Genomic DNA, 11,657 nt, shown 5'->3' with positions numbered 1-11,657 from the left:
CCTTGTCATCCTCGACGAGCCGACCTCCAGTCTGCCGATCGCCGAGACCGAAAAGCTGCTCGACGTCATCAAGGGGCTGAAGGCCGAAGGCATCAGCGTCATCTTCATCTCGCACCGGCTGCATGAGATCGAGCGTGTCGCCGACCGTGTCGTGGTGCTGCGCGACGGCACGCTGGCCGGCACGCTGGCGAAGGACCGGATCAACCACGACGAGATGGTCAGGCTGATGATCGGCCGCATGCTGAAGGAGCGCGAGAAGGCCGGCGAAGCCGCCCGCGCGCCGGGCGGCGTGGCCCTGTCGGCCGACGCGATCCGCACCAGCACCTATCCGGACAGGCCGGTCAGCCTCGAATTGAGGCGCGCGGAGATCCTCGGCCTCGCCGGCCTGGTCGGCTCCGGCCGCACGGAGCTCGCCCGCGTGCTGTTCGGCATCGACGAGCGGTTGGCCGGCAGCGTCACGCTCGACGGCAAGCCCCTCAAGGTCGGCTCGGCCGCCGACGCGGTGGCGAACGGCATCTTCCTCGTGCCGGAGGACCGCAAGCTCACCGGCATATTGCTCGATCTCTCGATCGCCCAGAACATTACGCTGCCCAACCTGCCGGCGCATGCCAGGCGCTCGCTGGTCTCGACCGGCGCCGAGCTCGCGACGGCCGAAAAGCAGAAGAAGAACCTCGGCATCAAGGCGCCGTCGGTCTTGACCCGCACCGGCACGCTGTCGGGCGGCAACCAGCAGAAGGTGGTCTTGGCCAAATGGCTGGCGATGAACCCCAAGGTGATGATCCTGGACGAGCCGACACGCGGCATCGACATCGGCGCCAAGGCCGAGATCTACGGACTGATGCGGGCGCTGGCCGATGCCGGCGTCGCCGTGCTGATGATCTCCAGCGACATGGAAGAGGTGATCGGTGTCTCGGACCGCATCGCGGTCATGCATGAGGGGCAGATCTCCGGCATCCTCGACAAAGACGATTTCAGCCAGGAGAACGTGCTCTTGCTGGCGGTCGGCAAGAAGCCGAAACTGCTGCAAGCGGCGGGAGGAGTTGAATGAGCAAGAAGGATCTCGGCCTGCTGATCCTGATCCTGGTGGTCGGCGCGGTGGTGACGGCCATCAATCCGCGCTTCCTGTCGACGATCAACCTCGCCAACACGTCCAACCTCGTCGCGCTGTTCGGCATCCTGTCGATCGGCCAGGCCTTCGTCATCATCACCGGCGGCATCGAATTGTCGGTCGGCTCGCTGATTGCGCTTCTCGGCACGCTGTTCATCGACTTCATCGCGGTGCGCGAATTGGACTGGCCGCTGGCCTTCGTGGTGATCATCGTGCTCGGCGCCGTCATCGGCTTCGTGCATGGCTGGCTGATCACGCGGCTCAAATTGCAGCCTTTCGTGGTGACGCTGTGCGGCCTGCTCATCTATCGCGGCGTGGCGCGCTTCTACACCGCCGACGGCACCGCGGGCTTTGCCTTCGGACAGAATTTCCCGACGCTCGAATTCCTGACCGCGGGGCGCTCCTACGGCCTGCCGAACTCCTTCATCGCGCTGATCGTCATCGCCATCGTCATGTGGGTGGTGCTGCACCGCTCGGTGTTCGGCCGCTATCTCTACGCCATCGGCAAGAACGAGGAAGCGGCGAAATATTCCGGCATCCGCACCGGCCGGATCATCATCGCGGCCTATGTCATCTGCGGCGTGCTGACGGCGCTGTCGGCGATCTACTTCGCCATGTACACGCGCTCGATCTCGCCGGCCAGCCACGGCCAGTTCTACGAGCTCTATGCCATCGCCGCGGCGGTGCTCGGCGGCTTCTCGCTACGCGGCGGCGAGGGCTCGCTGGTCGGCGTCGTCCTCGGCACCGTGCTGCTGCAGGAGCTGCAGAACCTCGTCAACCTGCTCGGCATTCCCTCATCGCTCAACTTCGCGGTGATGGGCGGCGTGATCCTGATCGGCGTGCTGGTCGACCAGCAATGGGGCGTCTTCCGCGCCCGGCGCCGGATGATGGAAGCAACGCGCCACAACGTCGCCGGCGCGCCGGCGCAGTAGCTTCGCTTTAACATTCACGGTCGCGATTCGATCGATGCTCGCGGTGAAGCCACCGGGCAAGCCCGGATTCGCGGGCGGATTGCGACAACGCGTGAACCGGAAAACTGCCCTTGTCGCAGAATGGGGGCTGGGCTAAGCAATTGGTATCAGAGGGTTCCAAGAACAAAGTACGGGAGACACTACTGTGACATCATCACGTTGGATCGCGCTCGCAGCGCTGGCGTTGACTTGCTCGACCCCGGCAATGGCCAAGGACTGGAAGACCGTCACCGTAGCGATGGAGGGTTCCTACGCCCCCTGGAACCAGACCGATGCCAGCGGCAAGATCGTCGGCTTCGAGGTGGACATCCTCAACGACGTCTGCGCCCGCGCCAAGCTCGAATGCAACATCGTGGCTCAGGACTGGGACGGCGTCATTCCCGGTCTCACCGCGGGCAAGTTCGACATCGTCATGGACGGCATGTCGATCACCGAAGAGCGCATGAAGACGATCGACTTCTCGATCCCCTACGCCTCTTCGCCGGTGGCTTTCCTGGCCGACAAGAACGGCCCGCTGGCCAATCTGTCCAACAAAGGCAAGATGATCGACCTGTCGAAGGACGACGCCGAATCCAAGGCGGCGCTCGACACGCTGCGCAAGGAGCTCACTGGCAAGAATGTCGGCCTGCAGGTCTCGACCACCGAGGCGACCTTCGCCGACAAATATCTCAAGGATGTCGCCAACGTCCATGAGTACAAGACCACCGACGAGCACGACCTCGACCTGATGGCGGGCCGCATCGACGTGGCCTTCGCCGACACCACCTATTTCCTCGGCACGCTGGCCAAGCCGGATGCCAAGGACCTGGAATTCGTCGGGCCGCAATTCAAGGGCGGTCCGATCCTCGGGCCGGGCATCGGGGCGGCCTTCCGCAAGACCGACAAGGACCTGCAGGACATCTACAACAAGGCGCTCAAGGCGGCACTCGACGACGGCTCGGTGTCGAAATACTCCCTGCAGTGGTTCAAGATCGACATTACCAAGTGATGTCGCAACGGGAGCAGCCAAGGCTGCTCCCGTTTTGCATTGAACAACGGTCGATGCATATCTCTCGGCGTCCGCAGGAGCCGTAAGTGCAATTTCTCAACGATCTCAAGGACCAGGTGTCGACGGCCTATGAGCTGTTGGCCGCCGGCTGGGGCGTGCAACTGCTCTGGGGCATTGGCTGGACGCTCGCCGTCACCGTCGTCTCGATGCTGATCGGCGCGATACTGGGGTCCTTGGTGGCGGCGGCCAAGCTTTCGCATCGCGGCGGGCTGAAGTTCATCGGCGAGAGCTACACCACGGTCTTCCGCGGCGAACCGGAACTTCTGATCATCTACCTGTTCTACTATGGCGGCACGCAGGTTCTGACCGCCGTGGCGCGGTCGACCGGATCGATCGGCTCGACCGACATCTTGAACATGCCGAGCTTCCTCGGCGGCGTGCTCGCGGTCGGCATCATTTCCGGCGCCTACCAGGCCGAGGTCTTTCGCGGGTCGTTCCTGGCCATCCACCGCGGCGAGCTGGAAGCGGCCCGCGCCTACGGCATGTCGGCCTGGCTGCGCTTTCGCCTGGTGATCATGCCGCAGGTGCTGCGCCTCGCGGTGCCGGGGCTGGGCAATGTCTGGCAATTGACCATCAAGGATTCGGCGCTGATCTCGGTCACCGGCGTCGCCGAGCTGATGCTCACCGCGAACAAGGCCGCGCGTTCCACACACCATTCGCTGCTTTTCTACACGCTCGCCGGCATCCTTTACCTAGTGATGACCTCGATCTCCACGCCGATCTTCGAAAAGGCCGAGCGTTACACCTCGCGCAGTTTCACGCGGCCGAAGTGAGAGGTGGCGGTGGATTTCGACTTCTACCTTTCCACCATGTGGAGCGTGCTGAAGGCGCTGCCGCTGACGCTCGAGATCTGGTTCTTCGGCATCGCCTTCGGCCTCGTCATCGCCACCGGCCTGACCTGGCTGCGGGCTTCCGGCTACAAATTGGGCGAATATTTCACCCGCGCCTATGTCTTCGTCTTCCGCGGCTCGCCGCTCCTGGTGCAGCTCTACCTGATCTATTTCGGGCTCTCCCAGTTCGATTTCGTCCGCCACAGCCCGATCCTGTGGCCGATCCTGCGCGATCCGATGTATTGCACGATCGTCGCCATGGCCTTGAACACGGCCGCCTATGAGAGCGAGATTTTCCGCGGCGCGCTGCGGGCGGTGCCCGTCGGCCAGATCGAGGCGGCCAAGGCGTTCGGCATGTCGGCTTTTACCCGCTTCCGCCTCGTCACGCTGCCGATCGCGCTGCGTCTGGCCTTGCCGGCCTATTCGACCGAGATCATCCTGATGACCAAGGCGACCGCGCTCGCCTCCGTCGTCACCATCATGGAGATGATGGGAACGGCGCAGAAGATCCAGCACGACACGTTCCGGCCGATCGAGGTGCTGACCTGCGCCGGGGTGATCTACCTGCTGCTCAACCTGTCGATCGCGCGGCTGTTCGCCTGGGTCGAATACCGGCTTTCGCCGCATCTGCGCCCGCCGCCCGAGCAGAGCCAGTTGGTCAAACCCATCCCGGAGGTGTTGTGATGTCGGCAAATGTCGCCGCTGCCTCGAAAGCAGCACCGTCCTCCGGCGAGACGCCCGCAATCAGCGTCAAGGACCTGCGCAAGTGCTTCGGCGACCATGAGGTCCTCAAGGGCATTTCACTCGAGGCGCACAAGGGCGATGTCATCTCGATCCTGGGCTCCTCGGGGTCCGGCAAGAGCACATTGCTGCGCTGCATCAACCTCCTGGAAATCCCGGACTTCGGCGAGGTGCGCGTGGATGGCGAGCTCATCAAGATGAAGCAGGGGCGGGACGGCCATCAAATCCCGGCCGATACCCGCCAGGTGGAGCGGATCCGCGCCAACCTCGCCATGGTTTTCCAGAGCTTCAATCTCTGGTCGCACATGACCGTGCTGGAAAACCTCGTCGCCGCGCCGACGCATGTGCTCAAGCGCCCGCGCGCGGAGTGCCTGGAGCAGGCCGAGGCGTTGCTGAAGCGCGTCGGCATATGGGAACGCCGCAACTACTATCCGCCGCATATGTCCGGCGGCCAGCAGCAGCGCGCGGCAATCGCCCGCGCCCTGGCGATGAATCCCAAGGTGATGCTGTTCGACGAGCCGACTTCCGCGCTCGATCCGGAACTGGTCGGCGAGGTGCTGCGCGTCATGCGCTCGCTCGCCGAGGAAGGACGCACCATGCTGGTCGTCACGCATGAAATGGGCTTCGCCCGCGACGTGTCGAGCAAGGTGATGTTCCTGAACAAGGGCGAGGTGGATTCGGTCGGCGAACCGAAGGAAATGTTCGCCAGGCCGCCGACGCCGCAGTTCAAGCAGTTTATCGCCAACTTCAACAAGTGAGCGCAGCCTCACCTTCTCCCCTTGTGGGGCCCACAGGGGGAGAAGGGGAAGGCCTTAGATCATGTCCGACAGGTCCGAGAACGCCATCGCCTTGCGCAGCACCTCGGTGAAGCGTTCGCCGGCGACTTGCCTGTCGCCGCTGTTGTCGATCGAGGTCACGTCCGGTCCCGTCAGCTTGACGCTTGCGCTGCGCGCCAGGCGGGCAAGCACCTCGCCGCGCGATTCGCGGCCGCGCGCGGCAAGCCGCTCGGCGAGGATCTCCGGCGTCGCGGTGATCTCGACCACGGCGAGGTTGGCGTAGCGCTCGCGCAGCGCCGGGATGACCGCGCGCGACACGTTGGCGACCGCCACATGGCCGTTGGCCACGGCCCAGTCGACATCGGCCGGCAGGCCGTAGCGCAGGCCGTGCGCGTCCCAGCACAGCGAGAAGGCGCCGTCCGCCTCCGCTTCGGCAAAGGCGGCGTCGGCCAGCGTGTCGTGGTCCTCGCTTGCCGAATCGCTCGGCCTGGTGATCACGCGGCGGACGAATTCCAGCCGCGTCTCGCCGGCAAAGCGCTGCTTGGCGTAGCCGATCACCGTATCCTTGCCGGCGCCGCTAGGGCCGACCACCGCGACGAAGACGCCGTTGCGGATCGGCAGGCTGTCGGCCAGTTCGCGCTCGATGAGGGCCGAGACCATCATGCGACCCGGCTGCCCTGGCGCCACACGGTGCGCACGACCGGCACATGGTCGTCGACGCGCACGCGCACCAGGTCGGCCCGGCGGCCCGGCTCGATGACGCCGCGGTCGGTGAGGCCGACGGCCTCGGCCGGGTTCTTCGAGACCATGGCGACCGCCTGCGGCAGCGAGATGCCTTCGACGACATCGCCGAGGAAGAAGGCCGACTGGATCAGGCTGAAGGGGATGTAGTCGGAAGACAGGATGTCGAGCAGCCCGTCGGCGGCGAGCGTGCGCGCCGAGACATTGCCGGAATGCGAGGCGCCGCGCATCACATTCGGCGCGCCCATCAGCACGCCGAGGCCCGCCGCCTTGGAGGCCTTGGCCGCTTCTTCCGTCGTCGGGAACTCGGCGACGCGCACGCCCTGCTCGACCGCCTCGTCGACATGGCCGGCGGTCGCATCGTCGTGGCTCGCCAGGACGATGCCGCGTTCGCGGCAGGCGGCCGAGATGAACACCCGGTTCGGGCCGGAATTGCGGGCCGATTCGCCCATCCGCTTCTCGCAGAACTTCTTGAAATCCTGGTCGGTCAGCTTCAGCTTGCGCTGGTAATAGTAGGCATAGGTCTCGAGATTGACGAACTGGCGCTGTCCGGGCGCGTGGTCCATCAGCGAGGCGAGCTTCACCCGCTCGTCGGTCTCGAAATTGGCGAAAGCCTCGAGGCAGTCCGGCGCCGACACCTCGCAACGCAAATGGATGAAATGGTCGGCTCTCAGCCGATCCTGCCGCACGCTGTCCTCGATCGCGTCGGCCAGCTTGCGGACGTCGTCGGACTTCAGGTCGGCGTCCTCGTCCATGCCCACGCGCAAGGCGTCGAGCACGGTGGTGATGCCGGCGGTCGCGACCTGAGCATCATGGGCAAGCACGGCGGCGATGGGGTTCCAGCGCACTTTCGGGCGTGGCGCGTAATGGCCTTCGAGGTGGTCGGTGTGCAGCTCGACAAGCCCCGGGATGATGTAGTCGCCGCCCATATCCTCGCCGGCGCGGGCTGCACCCGGCTCGACGGCGGCAATCAGGCCGTCGCGCAACAGAAGCGAGCCCTCGACGATATCGTCGGGCAGCACGATGCGGGCATTGGTGAGAACGGTTTCGGCGGTCATCTCAGGCGGTCCTATCTCGAACGGTCGGCAATCAAATCAGAGCAATTCCAGGAAAAGTGCTTTGCGGTTTTCCGTCCGGAATTGCGTAAAACAAAGATAGGGCGGTTCGGCGTTTCCGCTGATCCGCCCTAAGCTGTCTTGCGGGCCGGGCCACGGCCAAGCACATGGTGGGAAAGCACCATGAATGGGGCGCCCGGCTCGGTCTCGACGAACAGCGTCAGTGCATCCACCGGCACCGGCTGCCGCAGCACGTCGGCGAACAGGCCGTCGATCGCCGCGCGAAGACGTGGGCTTTCCTGTGGCCCGACGCGCCCCGACAGCGTCATGTGGAAGCGGAACGTGTCGAAGACGTAAGGATAGCCCCATTGGCAGAGGTTGCGGAACTCGTCCGGCTTCAGCGCATCGGGGCTGCGGCGCTCGATCTCGGCGTCGGTGAGCGGCGCGCGGAACAGATCGAAGGCGCGCACCACCTCGCCGGCGAAATCATTGAGCGGCGCGAATTGCGTTTCCGGCACCAGCGCGAAGAAGCCGTCGATCTGCCCGACGACCAGGCGCGGGATGACGACCGGCGGCGTCGCCTCGGCGAAGCTGTCGAGCGCGGCGCGCAGCGAGGCTTCCGTCTCGTTCGGCGCCAGCCGGAACGGCGCCTTCAGCGTCGCGTGGAATCCGTAGCGCCGGGCGGAGGCGGTGTGGAAGGCGACTTCCGCGGCCGACAGATCGCCCACGGCCTCGACCGGTCGCGTCGCCGCGCCGAACGGGTCGCGGCCCAGCCAGTTGGCGGCAATGCGCGCCAGTGGCTCATCCTGTCCCGGTGTGTAGTAGATGGCGTAGCGCATCGGCGTTCCTCGTCAAGCGCGCTGCGCCCAAAGGATCATGCGACGCGCTTCAAGTCATTGTCCTGGCAAGTCGTGGGTCCAAAAACGCCAGAGCGCTCGCGGCGACATGCATCAGACCCGCTGCCATAGGTGATTTCCATGACGGATTGACGAAGCTTTCATGGGTTTTCGAAGGCAAGTCCAGCCGCAAGCTCGTTAGCCGACGATTTTTCCGGACTGGACCAACGGCTTTGCCGAGCTGCTAGGGTGTGTTGAGATTCAGGTCAGGCCGGCCTCACCTGAATATCAATACATCCCGATCAGGTCTTCATCAGCCACTCGTGCTCGGCCGCGTTGTGGAATTTCCATGTCCGCTTCGGTCCGGCCATGACGTTGAGGTAATAGAGGTCGTAGCCGTGGCAGGCCGCGCAGGGGTGATAGCCCTTCGGCACCAGCACGACATCGCCGTCCTCGATCGCCATCGCTTCGTCCAGCTCGCGCACGCCGTTGCGGTCGGCATCCGTGTAGACGCGCTGGAAGGCAAAGCCCTGCGGCGGGTTGAGGCGGTGGTAATAGGTCTCCTCGAGATAGGATTCGGCCGGCAGATTGTCCTGGTCGTGCTTGTGCGGCGGATAGCTCGACGTGTGGCCGCCGGGCGTGATGACCTCGACCACCAGCAGCGAATCCGCCGGCTTGCCCTCCGGCAGTATGTTCGTGACGTAGCGCGTGTTGGTGCCCTTGCCGCGCACCTCCTGGCCAAGATCGTCAGGCCCGATGACGCGCACCGGCAGGCCGCCACCAAGGCCGGGTGCCGAGCAGACGGCGAGCTCCAGCTCGGTGTCGGCTGTCACCGACCAGTCGGCGCCTTCCGGCACATAGACCGACCACGGCTTGCCTTCGAAGGGCGACATGCGCTCGCCGAGCAGGTCAAGGTCCTTGCCGCCGGCCGCGGCCTTGCCCTTGCCGGTGACGAACACTAGGCAGACCTCGCGGTCGCCGGTCTTGCCGGACGCTGTCTCGCCGGGCTTCAGCCGATGCAGATCGAAACCGACATAGGTCCAGCCGGCGCTTTGCGGCGTGACATGAGCGACGTGGCCGTGGCCCTTGTCGGCCTTGACGAGCAGTTTCGACATGTGGAGCTCCTTGGATTATTCCTTCGGCTCGGCCGGAGGCTTCGCCTCCTCGGTCGGCTTGTAGAGGTAGAAAAACTGCCACACGGCGTAGCCGGCGAAGCCCAGCGCGATCACGCCCCAGAACGGCGTGCCGGACGCGAACTCGATCACCGACCAGATCAGGCAGACCGCCACGACGGCGATGCGGCGCCACAGCGGCCGGAAGAAGGGATGCTCATAGTCTTTCATCGCGCCAATCCAGGAGTTGCCAAAGCGCATGGGATAAACCGGGCGCCCCAACTAATCCACCGTTCAGGCCGGAAACCCTTGCGTCTCCACCGTATAGCCGGCGGCCGTCATCACCCGCATCAGCTCCTTGTGGCCGACCTGCGCCATCTTGAGCGGCGGGTTCTTCTTCGGATCCTGCTCGGCCTCGACCACGAACCAGCCCTCATAACCATAATCGGCGAAACGCTGAACGATGGCGCCGAAATCGAGCGAGCCGTCGCCGGGCACGGTGAAGGCGCCGAGCGCCACGGCGTCGAGGAAGGATTGTTTCGAGCGGTCGAGCCCGTCGATCACGCCCATGCGCACGTCCTTCACATGCACATGGTTGATGCGCTTGTGGTGGTTGTCGATGGCGCGCAGCACATCGCCGCCGGCAAAGGCGAGATGGCCGGCGTCGAGCAGCAGCGGAATGCCTTCTCCGGAGTTGCGCATGAAGGCGTCGAGTTCCGGCTCGGTCTCCACCACCGCCGCCATGTGGTGGTGGTACGAAAGCGGCATGCCCTGCTCTGCGCACCACTCGCCGAATTCGGTGACGCGGCGGCCATAGGCCTTCATCTCGTCATCCGAAAGCTTCGGTTTGGTGGCCAGAGGCTTGGAACGATCGCCCTGGATCGAACGGCCGACCTCGCCATAGACGATGCAAGGCGCGTCGACTGCCTTGAACAGGTCGAGCATCGGCTGGATGCGATCCTTGTTCCTGGCCAGATCCTCATTGACCAGCGTGCCGGAGAACCATCCCCCGCAAAGCGTGACATCGGCCTCCTTCAGAATCGGCAGCATCACCTTCGGGTCGTTGGGGAAGCGGCGGCCCATCTCCATGCCGGTGAAGCCGGCCGAACGCGATTGCCGCAAGCACTCCTCCAGCGACACGTCATCGCTAAGTTCCACGAGATCGTCGTTCCACCACGCGATCGGGGACATGCCCAGTTTGGCTTTCAAGTCGTCACTCCAGCTTCAATCGTTGCAGGCGGACGCGGTTCAGCCCTGACGGCCGCCCACGGCTTCCTCATATTTCTTGCGCGCGGCGTTGACCTGGGGCCGCGACGAGACTTCCGGCACGGCGACATCCCACCAGTGGCCGCCGGCCTCGGTCGACACCAGCGGATCGGTGTCGATCACCAGCACCGTCGTCCTGTCGTTCTTCTTCGCCTTGGCCAGCGCAGTCTCCAACTCGGCGATCGAGGCGACCTTCTCGGCATTGGCACCCATGCTTGCGGCATGCGCGGCGAAGTCGACATCGGGCAGCACTTCGTGGCGGGCATCCTTGAGCAGATTGTTGAAGTTGGCGCCGCCGGTCGCCATCTGCAGCCGGTTGATGCAGCCATAGCCGCGATTGTCGAGCAGCACGATGGTGAGTTTCAGCCCCAGCATCACCGAGGTGGCGATCTCGGAATTCATCATCAGATAGGAGCCGTCGCCGACCATGACGACGACCTCCTGGTCGGGCTTGGCCATCTTGGCGCCGAGCCCGCCGGCGATCTCATAGCCCATGGTCGAGAAGCCGTATTCCCCATGATACGAGCCGGGAGCGCCCGCCTGCCAGAGTTTGTGCAGTTCTCCCGGCAGGCCGCCGGACGCATTCAGCAGTGTCACGCCGGAGCCCATGGCGCGCTGCACGGCGCCGATCACCTGCGCATCCGAGGGGTAGGCGGCGTTGGTCGAGGCGGTCACCTTCGCGGCGGCGGCCCGCCACTCCGTCTTGCCCTTCAGCGCATTGTCGGTCCAGGCGGTCGGCGCCTTCCAGCCCTTCAGCGCCGCGCTGAGTTCTGCTAGGCCCTCGGCCGCGTCCGCCACCAGCGGCAGCGCCCAATGCTTGCCAGCATCGAAGACCTGTGTATTCAAGCCGATGATGGCGCGGCCGGCATTCTTGAACAGCGCCCAGGAGCCGGTGGTGAAATCCTGCAGCCTGGTGCCGACCGCGAGCACGACATCGGCTTCCTCCGCCAGCCGGTTGGCGGCCGATGTGCCGGTGACGCCGACCGCAGCCATGTTGAGCGGATGATCGTCGGGGAGCGAAGATTTGCCGCCCTGCGTCTCGCAGACCGGGATGCCAGCGCCCTGCACCAGCTTCGCCAGTTCGCCGGAAGCCTGCGAATAGAGCACGCCGCCGCCGGCGATCACCAGCGGCTTCTTCGCATTCTTCAGCGCCGCGACGGCCGCCGCCAGCTC

The 11,657-nt window shown here is 65.0% G+C and carries 13 protein-coding genes; 6 read left to right on the top strand and 7 right to left on the bottom strand.

Annotated features, from left to right (window positions below):
• The 6 genes from EOD07_RS07830 to EOD07_RS07805 all read left to right on the top strand — a co-directional run.
• Window positions 1-1,048 (top strand): sugar ABC transporter ATP-binding protein (locus EOD07_RS07830; protein WP_164772111.1); only part of this gene is annotated, 1,048 nt, incomplete at its 5' end.
• Window positions 1,045-2,040, top strand: a complete 996-nt coding sequence (locus tag EOD07_RS07825; protein ID WP_127234784.1) for an ABC transporter permease — start codon at window positions 1,045-1,047, stop codon at window positions 2,038-2,040. The genes EOD07_RS07830 and EOD07_RS07825, both read left to right, overlap by 4 nt.
• 184 nt (window positions 2,041-2,224) lie before the next feature.
• Entirely contained in the window at window positions 2,225-3,067 is an 843-nt protein-coding gene (locus EOD07_RS07820) for a transporter substrate-binding domain-containing protein (RefSeq protein WP_245469951.1), read from the top strand.
• A gap of 86 nt (window positions 3,068-3,153) precedes the next feature.
• On the top strand, window positions 3,154-3,900 hold the full coding sequence (locus tag EOD07_RS07815) for an ABC transporter permease subunit (protein ID WP_245469949.1): 747 nt from the start codon (window positions 3,154-3,156) through the stop codon (window positions 3,898-3,900).
• Window positions 3,901-3,903: 3 nt separating this feature from the next.
• Window positions 3,904-4,641 (top strand): ABC transporter permease, encoded by a 738-nt coding sequence (locus EOD07_RS07810; protein ID WP_338012022.1) that lies wholly within the window; start codon window positions 3,904-3,906, stop codon window positions 4,639-4,641.
• Window positions 4,641-5,456: an ATP-binding cassette domain-containing protein gene (locus EOD07_RS07805; protein WP_127234781.1), complete on the top strand. Its 816-nt coding sequence runs from the start codon at window positions 4,641-4,643 to the stop codon at window positions 5,454-5,456. Before EOD07_RS07810 ends, EOD07_RS07805 begins: the two co-directional genes overlap by 1 nt.
• A 54-nt stretch (window positions 5,457-5,510) precedes the next feature.
• Here the strand turns inward: EOD07_RS07805 and phnN are convergent, their stop codons facing one another.
• The 7 genes from phnN to EOD07_RS07770 form a co-directional block, all read right to left on the bottom strand.
• A complete protein-coding gene (gene phnN, locus EOD07_RS07800) occupies window positions 5,511-6,137 on the bottom strand; it encodes a phosphonate metabolism protein/1,5-bisphosphokinase (PRPP-forming) PhnN (protein WP_164772110.1) in 627 nt (208 codons plus the stop codon).
• The gene (locus EOD07_RS07795) at window positions 6,134-7,273 is read right to left on the bottom strand and encodes an alpha-D-ribose 1-methylphosphonate 5-triphosphate diphosphatase (protein ID WP_127234778.1); all 1,140 of its coding nucleotides are present in this window, start codon (window positions 7,271-7,273) and stop codon (window positions 6,134-6,136) included. Before EOD07_RS07795 ends, phnN begins: the two co-directional genes overlap by 4 nt.
• 128 nt (window positions 7,274-7,401) lie before the next feature.
• On the bottom strand, window positions 7,402-8,109 hold the full coding sequence (locus EOD07_RS07790; RefSeq protein WP_127234775.1) for a DUF1045 domain-containing protein: 708 nt from the start codon (window positions 8,107-8,109) through the stop codon (window positions 7,402-7,404).
• A 299-nt stretch (window positions 8,110-8,408) separates the two neighbouring features.
• On the bottom strand, window positions 8,409-9,221 hold the full coding sequence (gene iolB, locus EOD07_RS07785) for a 5-deoxy-glucuronate isomerase (protein ID WP_127234772.1): 813 nt from the start codon (window positions 9,219-9,221) through the stop codon (window positions 8,409-8,411).
• Between the two features lie 15 nt (window positions 9,222-9,236).
• Entirely contained in the window at window positions 9,237-9,449 is a 213-nt protein-coding gene (locus EOD07_RS07780) for a DUF3329 domain-containing protein (RefSeq protein WP_127234770.1), read from the bottom strand.
• Window positions 9,450-9,512: 63 nt separating this feature from the next.
• On the bottom strand, window positions 9,513-10,427 hold the full coding sequence (gene iolE, locus EOD07_RS07775) for a myo-inosose-2 dehydratase (RefSeq protein ID WP_127234768.1): 915 nt from the start codon (window positions 10,425-10,427) through the stop codon (window positions 9,513-9,515).
• 39 nt (window positions 10,428-10,466) lie between these two features.
• A partial coding sequence (locus tag EOD07_RS07770; protein WP_164772109.1) for a thiamine pyrophosphate-dependent enzyme occupies window positions 10,467-11,657 on the bottom strand: 1,191 nt, incomplete at its 5' end.

Source organism: Mesorhizobium sp. M2C.T.Ca.TU.002.02.1.1, assembly GCF_003997225.1.
Note: the sequence above shows the minus strand (reverse complement) of the source record. Positions and strands in the feature narration are given on the sequence as shown.